The organism is Streptomyces sp. NPDC030862, from assembly GCF_055571835.1.
Window position 1 is genome coordinate 24,534 of sequence record NZ_JBVIEN010000006.1, and the last position, 16,072, is coordinate 40,605.

At 71.6% G+C, this 16,072-nt stretch carries 13 protein-coding genes; 7 read left to right on the forward strand and 6 right to left on the reverse strand.

Annotation, left to right across the window (positions count from 1 at the left end; all coding sequences use genetic code 11):
- Nucleotides 1–32 precede the first annotated feature (32 nt).
- A complete protein-coding gene (locus ACZ42X_RS17300; protein ID WP_468290231.1) occupies nt 33–542 on the reverse strand; it encodes an Rv3235 family protein in 510 nt (169 codons plus the stop codon).
- A 275-nt stretch (nt 543–817) separates the two neighbouring features.
- On the opposite strand from ACZ42X_RS17300, the gene ACZ42X_RS17305 reads away from it, so the two are divergent.
- The 3 genes from ACZ42X_RS17305 (at nt 818) to ACZ42X_RS17315 (ending at nt 7,484) form a co-directional block, all read left to right on the forward strand.
- A complete protein-coding gene (locus tag ACZ42X_RS17305; protein WP_468290234.1) occupies nt 818–1,324 on the forward strand; it encodes a DUF6912 family protein in 507 nt (168 codons plus the stop codon).
- A gap of 45 nt (nt 1,325–1,369) precedes the next feature.
- A complete protein-coding gene (locus ACZ42X_RS17310; RefSeq protein WP_468290237.1) occupies nt 1,370–2,041 on the forward strand; it encodes an HAD family hydrolase in 672 nt (223 codons plus the stop codon).
- A gap of 469 nt (nt 2,042–2,510) precedes the next feature.
- Entirely contained in the window at nt 2,511–7,484 is a 4,974-nt protein-coding gene (locus ACZ42X_RS17315; protein WP_468290240.1) for an NAD-glutamate dehydrogenase, read from the forward strand.
- Between the two features lie 105 nt (nt 7,485–7,589).
- Here ACZ42X_RS17315 and ACZ42X_RS17320 read toward each other — a convergent pair whose 3' ends face one another.
- The 3 genes from ACZ42X_RS17320 to ACZ42X_RS17330 all read right to left on the reverse strand — a co-directional run bounded on the left by ACZ42X_RS17320 (nt 7,590) and on the right by ACZ42X_RS17330 (nt 10,680).
- Nucleotides 7,590–8,891, reverse strand: a complete 1,302-nt coding sequence (locus ACZ42X_RS17320; RefSeq protein WP_468290243.1) for a glycosyltransferase 87 family protein — start codon at nt 8,889–8,891, stop codon at nt 7,590–7,592.
- Nucleotides 8,892–8,960: 69 nt separating this feature from the next.
- Nucleotides 8,961–9,770 carry an ABC transporter ATP-binding protein gene (locus ACZ42X_RS17325; RefSeq protein WP_468290246.1) on the reverse strand — a complete coding sequence of 270 codons (810 nt, stop codon included), beginning with the start codon at nt 9,768–9,770 and terminating at the stop codon, nt 8,961–8,963.
- Complete coding sequence (locus tag ACZ42X_RS17330) at nt 9,763–10,680, reverse strand: ABC transporter permease (protein WP_468290249.1); 918 nt, start codon at nt 10,678–10,680, stop codon at nt 9,763–9,765. The genes ACZ42X_RS17325 and ACZ42X_RS17330 overlap by 8 nt, the downstream gene beginning before the upstream one ends.
- Before the next feature lie 124 nt (nt 10,681–10,804).
- Here ACZ42X_RS17330 and ACZ42X_RS17335 point away from each other — a divergent pair, with 124 nt between their 5' ends.
- The 3 genes from ACZ42X_RS17335 to ACZ42X_RS17345 all read left to right on the forward strand — a co-directional run bounded on the left by ACZ42X_RS17335 (nt 10,805) and on the right by ACZ42X_RS17345 (nt 13,270).
- Nucleotides 10,805–11,437, forward strand: coding sequence for a TetR/AcrR family transcriptional regulator (locus tag ACZ42X_RS17335; RefSeq protein WP_468290252.1), 633 nt, complete (start codon nt 10,805–10,807; stop codon nt 11,435–11,437).
- A gap of 116 nt (nt 11,438–11,553) precedes the next feature.
- Entirely contained in the window at nt 11,554–12,192 is a 639-nt protein-coding gene (locus tag ACZ42X_RS17340; protein WP_468290254.1) for a dTDP-4-dehydrorhamnose 3,5-epimerase family protein, read from the forward strand.
- Nucleotides 12,193–12,271: 79 nt separating this feature from the next.
- Entirely contained in the window at nt 12,272–13,270 is a 999-nt protein-coding gene (locus tag ACZ42X_RS17345; RefSeq protein ID WP_468290257.1) for an AraC-like ligand-binding domain-containing protein, read from the forward strand.
- Nucleotides 13,271–13,323: 53 nt separating this feature from the next.
- On the opposite strand, the gene ACZ42X_RS17350 is transcribed toward ACZ42X_RS17345, so the two are convergent.
- Entirely contained in the window at nt 13,324–14,640 is a 1,317-nt protein-coding gene (locus ACZ42X_RS17350; protein ID WP_468290260.1) for a phospholipase D-like domain-containing protein, read from the reverse strand.
- A 199-nt stretch (nt 14,641–14,839) separates the two neighbouring features.
- Nucleotides 14,840–15,256 (reverse strand): MerR family transcriptional regulator, encoded by a 417-nt coding sequence (locus tag ACZ42X_RS17355; protein WP_468290263.1) that lies wholly within the window; start codon nt 15,254–15,256, stop codon nt 14,840–14,842.
- A 28-nt stretch (nt 15,257–15,284) separates the two neighbouring features.
- Between ACZ42X_RS17355 and ACZ42X_RS17360 the strand changes: the two genes are divergently transcribed.
- A complete protein-coding gene (locus ACZ42X_RS17360; RefSeq protein ID WP_468290266.1) occupies nt 15,285–16,070 on the forward strand; it encodes a methyltransferase domain-containing protein in 786 nt (261 codons plus the stop codon).
- The last annotated feature ends 2 nt before the right edge of the window (nt 16,071–16,072 follow it).

Here is a 16,072-nt window from a genome sequence, read left to right on the forward strand (position 1 = left end):
CGTGGCGCGTGTTCCCGGCCCCGCCGCACGTTTCAGGTGCGGTTCCCGTTCGTGGGGCTCCCGATGCCGTTCGCGTTCCCGTTCCCGTTTCCGCCGAGTTCCACGGCCGCGCAGCGCCACCTGCGGTCCTCGCCCTGCTCCAGGCGGAACGCCATCGCCCGGAACCGGTCGCCGGTCGCGATCGTCGCGAACGCCTCCACCACGCCGGGGCGCAGCGGGAAGACGCCGCAGCGCCGGATCACGGGGCGGGCGGCGTGCGCGCCGCGGGCGCGCAGGGGTGCGTGGGGTGCGAGGCGGATCAGCTGGTCGTACGCCTCCCCGACGGTCTGGCCCAGCATCCAGTGGACCGGGCGTTCACCGCTGAGGACGGCCAGCAGGCGCTCGGCGAACACCGCGTGGGGCTGCTGCGGGCGGCGGGGCCGGGCCTGGCGGGCCGTGCCGGCGTCTCCCGGCCCCCGCTGGTCGCGGCGGCCGGCCGGGCGGGGCGTCTGCGGGCGCGTCGTCGTACGGCTCGTCTGCGTGCGCGTGGCGGCGGTGGTCATGGCGGCCCCGTTCCAGTCGGACCCGGCTTTCTACCGGGCGGTAACTTCGGTTGGGGATCTTGTACGGGGGCGGGCCGGGCCGCCGCAATCGCTCCCGGCGGCGGGGGAGGGGGCCTCAGAGGTTCACCTATCCGGGTGGCGGGGGTGTTGTGCGGCCTGGGCGCGGCCGGGTTCGCAGGGTCGCCGGTGGACGTGTGGGGCGGGTGGCCGCAGGGCCCGAAAAGGGGACCGCGCACGTATCCTGAGGGCGTCTCCGACTACGAAAGCGGCCTGCCATGCGCGTGTACGTCCCCCTGACGCTCCCCGGCCTCGCAGAGGCACACAAGGCGGGCGCGCTCGGGCCCGGTCCGCTCACCGCCTACGCCGTGACGCCCGGACTGCGCGAGTGGTACGTCTCCGACGACATCGAGGAGCTCGAGTACGCCGCGCTGAGCCGCGCCGCGGCGGGGTCACTGCGGCTCATCGCCGGCGACCCACGGGCCGCGCGGCGGCGGGTGGTCGTCGCCCTCGACGTACCGGACGCGGCCGTGACCGCCGACCCCGACGCGGGTCTGGACCCGGCGTCGGTGGGCGAGGTACGCGTCGCCGGACCGGTGCCGCTGGCCAAGGCGGCCGCGGTGCACGCCGACGCCGACGACGCGGTGGCGGACGTCTCCGCGGCGGCGGACGCGCTGGGCGCGGCGGACCAGGGGGACGAGGACGCGCAGTTCACGGTGGACGGGGCCGAGGACCACGAGCTGCTGTGGTTCGGGGTGCAGGAGATCCCCGCGCTGCTGGGCTGAGGGCCGTCCGGGTCGATTGTCGGTGGGTGCCGGTACCGTTTTCGCATGGGGAAGCGCGACAGCCACCTGGTGTGGGACTGGAACGGCACGTTGCTCGACGACATCGACGCGGTCATCGGGGCGACGAACGCTGCGTTCGAGGAGATAGGCCTGGAGCCGATCACCCTCGCGCGGTACCGCGAGCTGTACTGCGTGCCGGTGCCCCTGTTCTACGAGCGGCTGATGGGCCGGATGCCCACGGAGGAGGAGTGGGCCGTCATGGACGGCGCCTTCCACCGGCACTACTGGGTGCGCGCGGAGGCGTGCGGGCTGACGGCCGGGGCGGCGGAGCTGCTGGCGACGCGGCAGGCCGAGGGGTTCACGCAGTCGCTGCTGTCGCTGGCGCCGCATGAGCGGCTGCTGCCGATCGTGCGGCGGTACGGCATCGAGTCGCGGTTCGTCCGCGTGGACGGGCGCATAGGCGCGTCGACGGCGGGCAAGGCCGAGCACATGGTGCGGCACCTGCTGGCGCTGGACGGGACCGTGGCGTCGTCGCCGGAGCGCGTGGTCGTCATCGGCGACGCGGCGGACGACGCGGTGGCGGCGGCGCACGTGGGCGCGAAGGCGGTGCTGTACACCGGGGGGTCGCACAGCCGGGCGAGCCTGGAGGCGGTGGGGGTGCCGGTGGTGGACTCGCTGGAGGAAGCGGTGGCGGTGGCGGAGGAGCTGGTGGCGTAGGGCCCCTCACTCACCCCCGCGGGTGCGGGCCGGCTGTGGGGCGCTGGCCGGTTCGTGTCGGGCCGGGGCTTCGGGGTGGCCTTTGTGCGAGGCACCGCGAGGGGCCGCTCTGGACGAGGGGTTGCCGGGAGGAGACCTGTCGCTGTCCAGAGTGTCAAACTTCCGCACCGGGATTTGTACACATACGGCTCATGACGGGCCCGGGGGGAAGAGCGATAGCCTGGACCCGTGATCAGCGCTATACGCCGAGGGGGCAGCGAGGCCCCCGGCCTGCGCCCGGGATGCCATCGTGCCCGGGCTAGCGCTGATTTTTCGTTTCCGGGGCGCTCGCCGAATTTGGCCGATAACGGCCCGGAGATCTCTCATCGCGGCATAACGTCACCTCAGACCGGAAACCCCGCGTCGTGGCGTTGTGTCACCTTTTCTTTCACCTACGTCACGCAACGGCGCGCGACAGGAGCCAGAGGACATGCAGACCAAGCTGGACGAAGCCAAGGCCGAGCTGCTCGAACGGGCTGCCCGGGTAGCTGAGAACAGCCCGGTCGGGGGGCGACTCGCGATCGGGACCGAGGACGGGGAGCGACCGGACCGGGACACCGTCCTCGACTACCTCCAGCGCTACTACCTCCACACGGCTCCGGAGGACCTCGCGGACCGCGACCCCGTCGACGTCTTCGGCGCCGCGCTCTCCCACTACCGGCTGGCCGAGAACCGCCCCCAGGGCACGGCGAACGTCCGCGTGCACACGCCCACCGTGGAAGAGAACGGGTGGACGTGCAGCCACTCCGTCGTCGAGGTCGTGACGGACGACATGCCGTTCCTCGTCGACTCGGTGACCAACGAGCTGTCCCGCCAGGGGCGCGGCATCCACGTCGTCATCCACCCCCAGGTCGTCGTCCGCCGTGACGTGACCGGCAAGCTGATCGAGATCCTCCCCGCCGAGTCCCACACCCGCAGCGGTCTGCCGCACGACGCCCTCACCGAGTCGTGGATCCACGTCGAGATCGACCGCGAGACCGACCGCGGCGACCTCAAGCAGATCACCTCCGACCTGCTGCGCGTCCTGTCCGACGTCCGCGAGGCCGTCGAGGACTGGGAGAAGATGCGCGACGCCGCGCTGCGCATCGCCGAGGACCTGCCGCAGGAGCCGATCGCCGACGACCTGCGCTCCACGGAGGTCGAGGAGGCCCGCGAGCTGCTGCGCTGGCTGGCCGACGACCACTTCACCTTCCTCGGCTACCGCGAGTACAGCCTCACCGAGGACGACGCCCTCGCCGCCGTCCCCGGCACCGGGCTCGGGATACTGCGTTCGGACCCGCACCACAGCGGCGACGAGGCCCACCCCGTCTCGCCGTCCTTCAACCGCCTGCCGCGCGACGCCCGGGCCAAGGCCCGCGAGCACAAGCTGCTGGTCCTGACGAAGGCGAACAGCCGCGCCACCGTGCACCGGCCCTCGTACCTCGACTACGTCGGCGTGAAGAAGTTCGACACCAACGGGAACGTGATCGGGGAGCGGCGCTTCCTGGGCCTGTTCTCGTCCGCCGCGTACACCGAGTCCGTGCGCCGCGTGCCGGTCATCCGCCGCAAGGTGGAGGAGGTCCTCGACCTCGCGGGCTTCGCGCCGAGCAGCCACGACGGCCGCGACCTGCTCCAGATCCTGGAGACGTACCCGCGCGACGAGCTCTTCCAGACGCCCGTCGACCAGCTCGAGGCGATCGCCACGAGCGTGCTCTACCTCCAGGAGCGGCGCCGGCTGCGCCTCTACCTGCGCCAGGACGAGTACGGGCGCTACTACTCCGCCCTCGTCTACCTGCCGCGCGACCGCTTCAACACCACCGTCCGCGAGCGCCTGACCGACATCCTCAAGGAGGAGCTCGGCGGCACCAGCGCCGACTTCACCCTGATGAGCACCGAGTCGGTGCTGACCCGGCTGCACTTCGTCATCCGCGTCCCGCAGGGCAGCGAGCTGACCCCGCTCACCGACGCCGACGTCGAGCGCATCGAGGGCCGGCTCGTCGAGGCCGCCCGCTCCTGGGACGACGGCTTCGCCGAGGCGCTCAACGCCGAGACCGGCGAGGAGCGCGCCGCCGAGCTGCTGCGCCGGTACGCGGGCGCCTTCCCCGAGGGCTACAAGGCCGACCACTCGCCGCGCTCCGCCGTCTCCGACCTGGTCCACCTGGAGCAGCTGATCAAGGGCGAGAAGGAGTTCGCCCTCTCCCTCTACGAGCCGGTCGGCGCGGGCCCCGGCGAGCGCCGCTTCAAGATCTACAAGACGGGCGCGCAGGTCTCCCTCTCCGCCGTCCTGCCGGTCCTCAACCGCCTCGGCGTCGAGGTCGTCGACGAGCGCCCGTACGAGCTGCGCTGCGCGGACCGCACGAGCGCGTGGGTGTACGACTTCGGCCTGCGCATGCCGCACACCGCCGGCGGCGCCGCCGGTGCCAGCGGCGCCGACTACCTCGCCGACGACGCCCGCGAGCGCTTCCAGGAGGCGTTCGCCGCGACCTGGACCGGTCGCGCCGAGAACGACGGCTTCAACGCCCTCGTCCTGAGCGCCGGGCTGAACTGGCGCGAGGCGATGGTGCTGCGCGCGTACGCGAAGTACCTGCGCCAGGCCGGTTCGACCTTCAGCCAGGACTACATGGAGGACACCCTCCGCAACAACGTCCACACCACCCGGCTGCTGGTCTCCCTCTTCGAGGCGCGCATGGCGCCCGAGCGCCAGCGCGCCGGCACCGAGCTGATCGACGGCCTGATGGAGGAGCTGGACGGCGCGCTCGACCAGGTCGCGAGCCTGGACGAGGACCGCATCCTGCGCTCCTTCCTCACCGTCATCAAGGCGACCCTGCGCACCAACTTCTTCCAGAAGACGGAGAGCGGCGAGCCGCACGCGTACGTCTCGATGAAGTTCGACCCGCAGGCGATCCCGGACCTGCCCGCGCCGCGCCCGGCGTTCGAGATCTGGGTGTACTCGCCGCGCGTCGAGGGCGTCCACCTGCGCTTCGGCAAGGTCGCCCGAGGCGGTCTGCGCTGGTCCGACCGGCGCGAGGACTTCCGTACCGAGATCCTCGGCCTGGTCAAGGCGCAGATGGTGAAGAACACCGTCATCGTGCCCGTCGGCGCCAAGGGCGGCTTCGTCGCCAAGCAGCTGCCCGACCCGGCCGTCGACCGCGACGCCTGGCTGGCGGAGGGCATCGCCTGCTACCGCACCTTCATCTCGGCGCTGCTCGACATCACCGACAACCTGGTGGGCGGCGAGGTCGTGCCGCCGGCCGACGTCGTCCGCCACGACGAGGACGACACCTACCTCGTCGTCGCCGCCGACAAGGGCACCGCGACCTTCTCCGACATCGCCAACGAGGTCGCCGTCGCGTACGGCTTCTGGCTCGGCGACGCCTTCGCCTCCGGCGGCTCCGCCGGCTACGACCACAAGGGCATGGGCATCACGGCCCGCGGCGCCTGGGAGTCCGTCAAGCGGCACTTCCGCGAGCTGGGCCACGACACCCAGAGCCAGGACTTCACGGTCGTCGGCGTCGGCGACATGTCCGGTGACGTGTTCGGCAACGGCATGCTGCTCTCCGAGCACATCCGGCTCGTGGCCGCGTTCGACCACCGCCACATCTTCATCGACCCGAACCCGGACGCGGCCGTCTCGTACGCCGAGCGGCGCCGCCTCTTCGAGCTGCCGCGCAGCTCCTGGGCCGACTACGACAAGGAGCTGCTGTCCCCGGGCGGCGGCATCCACCCCCGTACGGCCAAGTCGATCCCGGTCAACGCGCACATGCGGGCCGCCCTCGGCATCGAGGCGGGCGTCACCAAGCTGACCCCGGCCGAGCTGATGAAGGCGATCCTCCAGGCGCCCGTCGACCTGCTGTGGAACGGCGGCATCGGTACGTACGCCAAGGCCTCCACCGAGTCGCACGCCGACGTCGGCGACAAGGCCAACGACGCCATCCGGGTCAACGGCGAGGACCTGCGCGTCAAGGTCGTCGGTGAGGGCGGCAACCTCGGCCTGACCCAGCTCGGCCGCATCGAGTTCGCCCGCAAGGGCGGCCCCGAGGGCACCGGCGGCAAGATCAACACCGACGCCATCGACAACAGCGCCGGCGTGGACACCTCCGACCACGAGGTGAACATCAAGATCCTGCTCAACGCCCTGGTCACCGACGGCGACATGACCGTCAAGCAGCGCAACAAGATCCTCGCCGAGATGACGGACGAGGTCGGCGCGCTCGTGCTGCGCAACAACTACGCGCAGAACGTCGCCCTGGCCAACGCCGTCGAGCAGTCCCCGTCGCTGCTCCACGCCCACCAGCGCTTCATGCGCCGGCTCAGCCGCGAGGGCCACCTGGACCGGGCGCTGGAGTTCCTGCCGACCGACCGCCAGATCCGCGAGCTGCTGAACAACAAGCAGGGCCTCAGCCAGCCCGAGCTGGCCGTGCTGCTCGCCTACACCAAGATCACGGTCGCGGAGGAGCTGATCCACACGGATCTGCCCGACGACCCGTACTTCCGCGAGCTGCTGCACGCGTACTTCCCGTCCAAGCTGCGCGAGGAGTTCCCGGCGCAGATCGACGGCCACGCGCTGCGCCGCGAGATCATCACCACGGTGCTGGTCAACGACACCGTCAACACCGGTGGCTCGACCTTCCTGCACCGGCTGCGCGAGGAGACGGGCGCCTCGACCGAGGAGATCGTGCGCGCGCAGACCGCCGCCCGCGCGATCTTCGGCCTGGGCGAGGTGTGGGACGCCGTCGAGGCCCTCGACAACAAGGTCCCGGCCGACGTCCAGACCCGCATCCGGCTCCACTCGCGCCGCCTGGTCGAGCGCGGCACGCGCTGGCTGCTGAACAACCGGCCACAGCCGCTCAAGCTCGCCGAGACCATCGAGTTCTTCGCCGAGCGCGTCGAGCTGGTCTGGGCGCAGCTGCCGAAGATGCTGCGCGGCGCCGACCTGGAGTGGTACGAGTCGCTGGTCGAGGAGCTCACCGGGGCGGGCGTCCCGGACGAGCTGGCGCTGCGGGTGGCCGGGTTCTCCTCCGCCTTCCCGACGCTCGACATCGTCGCGATCGCGGACCGGACGGGCAAGGACCCGATGGCGGTCGCCGAGGTCTACTACGACCTGGCCGACCGGCTGGCCATCACCCAGCTGATGGACCGGATCATCGAGCTGCCGCGCGCCGACCGCTGGCAGTCCATGGCCCGCGCCTCCATCCGCGAGGACCTGTACGCCGCGCACGCCGCGCTCACGGCCGACGTGCTGTCGGCGGGCAACGGCACCTCGACGCCCGAGGAGCGGTTCCAGGCCTGGGAGGAGAAGAACGCCGCGATCCTGGGCCGGGCGCGTACGACGCTCGACGAGATCCAGAGCTCGGACGACTTCGACCTGGCCAACCTGTCGGTGGCGATGCGGACGATGCGGACGCTGCTGCGTACGCACAGCTGAGTCGTCTGACATGCACGGAAGGCGCCTCCCGCATCAGCGGGGGGCGCCTTCGTCATACGCGCCGCTCATACGCGCCGCTCATACGCGCCGCTCATACGCGCCGCTTCACGCGGTCGCGCGCCACAGCCGCCGGCAGGACAGCACGGTCGCCGCGATCAGCAGCGCGTTCCGTAGGGCCACGACGGCGACGCCCGTCGGCGTGACGTTGATGACGTCGTCGTACAGCAGCGGGTACGCGAGCGAGCTGAGGGCCGCCGCGGGCAGCAGCAGGAGCGCGACGGGCCGCTGGGTGGTGTGCCGGGAGGTGAGGCAGACCGCCGCCAGGCCCAGCAGCCACACCATGTACTGGGGGCTGATCACCCGGCTGGTGACGGTGAAGAGGAGGACGGCGGCGAGGCCCGCGTCCAGCGGGGTGGCGGCGTTCCAGCGGCGGGACCGCAGCCGCCACACCAGCAGCCAGCACAGCGCGGCGGCGGTGAGCAGCAGGGCGAGGCGGGCGACGCTCGACACGTACGGCCCGGTCAGCTCGAAGGCGCCGTAGCGGTACTCGACCGCGCCCGGCCAGCCGTCGAGCAGCCGGGCCAGCGACAGCGCGCTGCCGCCGAGCGACTCGATCTGCACGCCCCGGTCGCCCTGCTGGCGCAGGAAGTCGAGCGGGTGCGCGAAGGAGAGGACCAGGACGCCGAGGAGCGCGCCCGCCGCGACGGCGGCGGAGGTCCAGGCGCGGCGGGTGGCCGGCCCCCGGGGCGTACCGAGCAGGGTGAGCAGCGGCCACACCTTGACCATGGCGCCGAGCCCGGCCAGCGCCCCGCCGAGCCGGGCCCGGGGGCGGCGGGCGCCCAGCGCCAGCAGTGCGAGCACCGCGAAGGCCGTGACCTGGACGTCGTACCGGGCGAGCGGCAAGTGCAGCAGGAGCGGCAGCCCGCCGGTCCACAGCCAGGCCCCCGCGCTGCTGCCGGTCCGCCCGGCGCGGGCGAGCGCGACGGCCACCACGGCGTCGGCGAGGAGCGTCAGCGCCACGAACGCCTGGTAGTACGTCAGCCACGGCACGGCCCCCGGGGCGAGGAGCACCAGCCCGGCGCCCGGCGGGTACTGCCAGGTGACGTCGCCCACGGGGAAGGTCCCGAGGGCGAGCAGCTCGTACCAGTGCCGGTAGAGCACGTACACCTCGCGCCCGACGCCGCCGATGCCGAGGGTGTCGCGCCACAGCAGCAGGAGCATGCCGGCGCGGGTGAGGGCCCAGACGGCGGTGAGGGCGAGTACGGCGGAGAGGGGCAGGCGGGCGACGGCGCTGCGGTGGGCCGTGCGGCGCAATGTGGTGCGGCGGAGCGCGGTGCGGCGGAGGGCGGGGGCCGTGCGGGGGGCGCGGCCGCCGCCGCTGAGCCGGTAGCGGGAGGTCGTCGTCATCTCAGCGCACTTTATGTTCCTTATGCGCGAGTTTTGACTATTTACCGTCCGCCATCCGACCGTTTCTCGCTACTTCTTGTTCGTGTGCGCCTCGTACGCGTCCACGACCTCGTTCGCCGGCCCGTCCATCAGGATGGTCCCCGCCTCCAACCAGATCGCCCGGTCGCAGGTCTCCCGGATCGTGCCGTTGCTGTGGCTGACCAGGAACACCGTGCCCGCCTCGGCGCGCAGCTCGTTGATCCGTTCCTGGCTGCGCCTGCGGAACTTCGCGTCGCCGGTCGCCAGCGCCTCGTCGATGAGCAGCACCTCGTGGCTCTTGGCCGCGGCGATGGCGAACCGCAGGCGGGCGCCCATGCCGGAGGAGTACGTCCGCATCGGGAGCGAGATGAAGTCGCCCTTCTCGTTGATCCCGGAGAAGTCGACGATGTCCTGGTAGCGGGCGTGGATCTCCTCGCGCGTCATGCCCATCGCCAGACCGCCGAGGATGACGTTGCGCTCGCCGGTCAGGTCGCCCATCAGCGCCGCGTTCACGCCCAGGAGGGACGGCTGGCCCTGGGTGTAGATGTGCCCCTTGTTGGTGGGCAGCAGCCCCGCGATGGCCTTGAGCAGGGTGGACTTGCCGGAGCCGTTGGTGCCGATGAGCCCGATGGCCTCGCCCTTGTACGCGACGAAGCTGACGCCCTTGACGGCGTGCACCTTGCGGGTGGCGGCCCGCGCCTTGCGGCGGTTGAGGATGCGGGCGAGGGGCGGGCCTTGGGGCTTGCCGCCCGCGCCCTGGACGGTGTACGTGACGTGGGCGTCGTCCACGATGACGGTCGGCACGCGCTCGACCGCAGGGGCGACGGCGGATTCGGTGGGTGCGGTGAGAGTGTCAGCCACGGCCGTAGGTCTCCTCTGCCTTCCAGAAGTAGATGAAGCCGCCCGCGAAGGCGAGCAGTGCCCAGCCGGATGCCGCGGCCCACACGTGGGGCGGCAGCCGGTCGGCGGTGAAGCTGTCGATGAACGCGAAGCGCACGAGGTCGATGTAGAGGGCCGCCGGGTTGTACTCCAGGGCCAGGCCGACGAGGTGCGGTACGCGGTTGTCCGCCAGCACCTTGTCGATGCTCCACATCACGCCGGACACGTACATCCAGGTGCGCAGCACGAACGGCATCACCTGGGCGATGTCCGGCGTGCGGGCCGCCAGGCGGGCCATCACCAGCGAGACGCCCGCGTTGAACAGGGACTGGAGGAACAGGGCGGGCACCGCCAGCAGCCAGGACAAGCCGGGCCGCACGCCGAAGCAGAGCAGGATGACGATGAGCGCGCCCAGCGAGAAGGCGAGCTGCTGGAGCTGCTGCAGCGCCAGCGACACGGGCAGGCTCGCGCGCGGGAAGTGCAGGGCGCGGACCAGACCGATGTTGCCGCTGATGGCGCGGGTGCCGACGGCGATGGAGGAGGACGTGAAGGTCCAGATGAAGACGCCGGTGACGAGGAAGGGGACGTAGTCCGCGATGTCCTGCCGGGTGTTCATCAGCACGCCGAAGATGAAGAAGTAGACGGCCGCGTTGAGCAGCGGGTTCATCAGCTGCCAGACCTGCCCGAGCTTCGCCTGGCTGTACTGGGCGGTGAGGCGGGCGGTGGCGAAGGCGGTGATGAAGTGGCGCCGCGACCAGAGCCGCCGGGCGTACTCGGTCAGGGGCGGGCGGGCGTTGCTGACCGACAGCCCGTGGCGCAGGGCGAGCTGCCGGAGGTCTTCTCCGGCCGCGTGGGCGCTCGCCGGCGCACTCGTACTGGCACTCGTACTCACTGCAGCCCTTCAGCCCTTCGCGTCATGCTCCATGGTCGGAACGGGACCGTATCGTCGTTACGGCGAGAGTAAGACGCGGTGACGTCGGAACGCAACCGTCCCGTCGTGACGCGGTCGTCGCGCTATGATCCGGGGCATGACTGCACCGCCGACCCCGCCCTCCGGGAGTACGCGCCGCCGCGCCCCCGCCGGAGCCGCCGTGCTGCGGGAGGACGTCACCGATGCGATCAGGGCCGCCGTCTTCGACGAGCTCGCGGCCGTCGGTTTCGCCCGCATGTCCATCGAGGGCATCGCGCGCCGCGCCGGCGTCGGCAAGACGGCGGTCTACCGGCGCTGGAAGTCCAAGCTGTCGCTCGTCCTGGACCTGCTGACCGCCTTCGCGACCCAGGGCCTCCCCGCCCCCGCGACCGGCTCGCTGTACGGCGACGTCCGCGCGCTGCTGGAGGTCGCGGCCCACGCGCTGCGCCACCCCGTGGCCTCCCAGGTCATTCCGGACCTCCTGGTGGAGGCGGCCCGCCACCCCGAGATCGCCGACGCGGTCCGCGCCGCGCTGCTCGACAGCCAGCAGGGCGTGGCGGCGGTCGTCGTCCGCGAGGCCGTCGAGCGCGGCGAACTCCCCGAGGGCGCGGACCCGGAGCGGGCGCTGGACCTCATCATCGGGCCGCTGTACTGGCGGCTCGTGGTCGTCCGCTCGCCCCTCCCCAAGGGGTACCTCGACGACCTGGCGCGCTCGGCGGTCGCGGCGCTGCGCGGCTGAGCCGCCCGTCACCTGGTTGGGCGCCCGGTGAGTGACGGTTGCGGCCTCCGGGGGTTGAGCCTGCCGTTCGTATTCCGTTTCCGTTTCCGTGCAGCGGTGAGGACGGTGGGCCGACAGTGCGTGCGCTCGGTATCGACGGTGCGTGGGTCATGGAACCCCGCGTGTTCCACGACAGCAGGGGCAGCTTCCACGAGTGGTTCCGGGCCCCGGACCTCACCGAGGTCGCCGGGTACGGGCTCGGGCTCGCCCAGGCGAACTGCTCGGTGTCCAGCCGCGGCACCCTGCGCGGCATCCACTTCGCGGACGTACCGCCCGGCCAGGCCAAGTACGTGACCTGCGTGCGCGGCGCCGTCCTCGACGTCGTCGTGGACCTGCGCACCGGCTCGCCCACCTACCGCGCCTGGGAGGCGGTCCGGCTCGACGACCGGGACCACCGCGCCGTCCACCTCGCCGAGGGACTCGGCCACGGCTTCATGGCCCTCACCGACGACGCCACGGTCGTCTACCTCTGCTCGCGCGGGTACGCCCCCGCCCGCGAGCACGGCGTCCACCCCCTCGACCCGGACCTCGCCATCGCCTGGCCGGCCGACCTCACCCCCGTACTCTCCGACAAGGACGCCGCGGCTCCCACGCTCGCGGAGGCGGAACGCGCCGGCCTGCTGCCGTCGTACGAGGCGTGTACGGAGTGGTACGCGAGGCTGCGGACGGCGACGCAGGCCGCCGACGGGGCGGCCCGCATCCCGGCCGGGCGGTGACGCCCCACGAGGCGGGAATTGGCGCGTAGTTCACTTCCTCGTTCGATCTTGCCGTCTCAGACTGCTGTACGACCGCGCGATGACGGACCGTGAACCGGGGGCCATCATGATGACGACGGTGCTGGACACCACGTCCTTACCGCCGGAGGAGAGGACGGCGGCCTGGGCCGAGACCACGGCATTGGCCCTGGTGACCACGCGTTTCCGGTTCCCTGAGCCCGACAGCTTCGGGGCCCGCATATCCGCCATGGAGCTGGGCGCCGTCCAGCTCTCGGCGATGGCGTACGAACCCTTGATCTCCTACCGCTCGCAGCGCCTGATCCGGCAGTCCGACCCGGAGCTGTACCAGCTCGCCGTGATCACCTCAGGGCAGCAGGGCATCGAACAGGCGGGCCACCGTACGCTCCTGGAACCGGGCGACATCGTCTTCTACGACAGCTCCCGCCCTTTCGAGGCCCTGGCCGGAGTCGACGGGAAGAGGTGCAGCTCCCTGCTGCTGCAGTTCCCGAGGAAGCTGATGCCGCTCCCCGACAAGGTCGTCGCCCCGCTGTGCGGGGAGAACCTCAGGGGAGCGGCGGGCGTGGGCCACGTCTTCCGGCAGACGCTCCACGCGCTGACCGACCCGGACATCGAGCTCAGCGAGGCCGACCGCGCCCGGCTGGGCACGACGGTGGTGGACCTGGCCGCCGCCGTCGTCGCCGGACACATCGAGCGGACCTCCGCCCTGCCACCGGAGTCGCACACCTCCGCGCTGTACCACCGGATGCGGGACTTCATCAGCCGGAACCTGCACGACCCGGCCCTCAAGCCGGCCGCCGTCGCCGAAGCCCACAGCGTCTCCACCCGGACCCTGCACCGGATCTTCCACGCACACGGAACCAGCGTGAGCGACACCATCCGCCGCGAACGCGTCGCCCGCTGCCGCCGGGACCTCGCGGACCCCGCCCTCCGCTCCACGCCCGTCAGCGCGATCGGGGCCCGCTGGGGTTACTCCCGGGCGTCGGACTTCACGCGCGCCTTCCGGGCCGCGACCGGCATGACGCCGACTGCGTACCGGGCGTCGGTGCTTCCCGGATAGCGGGGCCACCGGCCACGGCACCGTGACCGTGACCGTGACCGGCGGGAGTGGGGTCAGCCGCCGCAGGCGGAGCGGATCTTGTAGAAGGTGGAGAGGTACTTGGCGTGGTAGTCCGCGCTGGTGATCCGGACGAAGGACTCGTCGGCGGAGCGCAGTGAGGAGCCGGTCAGGTTGGCGCTGCCCGTGTACACCCGGGGCGTGATGTCGCCGTTGTAGTCCCCGTCGATCAGCATCTGCTTGTTGTGCGGGCGCACGTCGATGGGCGAGCCGTCGGGGTTGGTGCCGTTGCGGATCATGCAGGCGCGGTGCTGGATGTTCGCGCCCGTCAGCCTGGACTTCACCTTCGCCTCGGCGGAGGCGTAGACGATGTCGACCCAGCAGCCCTGGCCGCGCAGTTCGGCGAGCTTGTCCGCCACCTGGATGCGCGAGTCGTTGAAGTACAGCATGACGATCCGGATGTCCGTCTGGTGGCGCTTGCCGTCCGTGCCCGTGTAGGAGCAGGAGACCTCGTCGAGCGCGTTGACGATCGTGTCGCTGGCCGGGTTGTTGTACGAGGTGTCGCCGCGCGGGAAGAAGAAGCCGCGGTAGGCGGAGCCGGTGGGCGTGGAGAAGTACACGTTGTTGTTGCCGCCCGCCAGGTGGCGGCCGGCCCGCAGCTTCTCGTGGTAGCTCGCGTAGCCGTCGTACACCGCGCTGTCGGAGAAGGTCACGGCGTCGTTGAACGACTCGACCTTGTACCAGTTCGTCAGGTTGGACGAGGTCTGGAAGACCACCTTCGAGTAGCTGGTGCCGTCACCGAAGGGGCCGATCTTCGAGAACAGGAAGAACTTGTTGTGGTTGTACGCGGGCCCGGGCGGCGCCACCGCGAGGCAGCCCCGCTTGACGTCGTCCACCCCGTCGTCGTCCTCGAACCTGTCGTCGCAGACCACGACCCAGGACCGGGCGCTGTCGTTGGTGCCCAGCCCCGACTTGAGGGACTCGTACGCCGGGTTGGCGTACTGCTTGCCCTCGCCGTTGACGTACGTCGAGTCGTCGACGATGAGCTTGACGTCGACACCGCGCCGATGGGCGGCGAGCAGCGCGTCCGCGACGGCCTGGTCGCCGAACTCGAACATGGAACCGCGGATCGACTGCCCCGCCGGGGTCGCGTCGATGAGGGCGACCAACTGCGTGAAGACCGCCTTCTGCTGGTCCGCCGTACCGAAGGGGTCGTTGAAGACGGGCCCGTTGACGACGGGCTTGGTCACGGCGGCCGCCTGAGGTGCGCCGCCGACGACGAGGGCGCAGGCCAGCGCCAGAGCCAGGGTGAGGGCCCTGGTGAGGGGCCTGGTGAGGGCCCTGGTGAAGCCGCGCCCGCGTGTTCGGTGCATGGGTGAGGTCATGGGCATGCGTCCCCCAGTCCGCGCACCGCATCCAGCCCGGGTGCGCATGACGGAAATGGTCGGTCGACATCCTTGTCGGGGGGTACGGCTCCGTGGTTGGCAGCGGGCGCCACGTCGTTGGCATCCAGCGCCAGGATGCGCGATGAGGGTTCGGCGGTTCCGCGCCGCCGCAGTGCGGCAGCCGGTGTCAGTCCCCGCCGACCTGCTCGGCGATGAGCCGCTGGTACTCCGGGCACTCGGTGACGTCCTCGTACGCGCAGTGCAGACCCCTCTCGATGAGCTGCAACGAGGCGCGGGCCGCGGCGATTCTGGAGCGGAGCTCTTCGGCCTCGGTGCGCAGGACGTCGTGCCGGGTGGCTCGGTCGACGCCGGCGGACAGGGTCCTGATGGTGCCCAGGCCGAGGCCCGCCTCCTTGAAGACGAGGATCGTCGCCACGCGGGTGACGTCGCCCGGGCCGTAGCGGCGGCGCCCGCCCGCGTCCCGTACGGGGTGCAGCAGGCCCATCGACTCCCAGTGCCGCAGGACGTGCGTGGCCAGGCCGAACCGGGCCGCGAGGGCACCGATGCTCATCATGCTCGCGCCGCTGTCTCCGCTTGACTTCATGTCGACATTAAGTCGCAGCCTGGCAGCCATGAACAAGAACCAGGAAGCGGTGGATAAGCACCGCGACACCGAGGCCCTGCTGGCCGTCCTCGATGCGGCGGACCAGCAGCCGAGCGCCGGTCGACTGCGGGCGCGATCCTATGAGTTGCTGTCCCTCGTCTCGGGCTCGACCGTCGTGGACGTCGGCTGCGGCGCCGGACGCGCCGTCGCCGAGCTGGGCGAACGCGGGGTCCAGGCCGTGGGCGTGGACCCCGACCCGTGGATGCTGGCCGCGGCCCGCGAGCGCTGGCCGGCGGGCACCTTCCGGGAGGCGGGGGCGGAGGACCTGCCGTTCGCCGACGGAAGCGTGCGCGGCTACCGTGCCGACAAGGTCTTCCACGTGCTTCGGGAGCCGGCGCGCGCGGTGGCGGAAGCGCGGCGCGTCCTCTGCCCGGGCGGCAGGATCGTCCTCGTCGGGCAGGACTGGGACGCCATCATGATCGCGTCCGATGACGCGGAGCTCACCCGCACGATCGTGCACGCCCGCGCCGACCTCCTGGGCGCGCCCCACGTCGGCCGCCAGTATCGCAACCTGCTCCTGGACGGCGGCTTCGACGACGTCACCGTCGAGGTGCACACCAGCGTGTTCACCGACCCCGCGATGCTGTCGCTGCTCACCAGGCTCGCCGAGCCGGCCTGCGCGAGCGGCGCCGTCGGCCGTGACCAGGCCGACGAGTGGCTCGCCGAGCAGCGCCGACGCGCCGAGGCCGACCGCCTCCTCATCGCGGTTCCGTTCTTCGTGGTCGCCGCCTCCGCGGGGCGCGCAGCGGGGTAGGC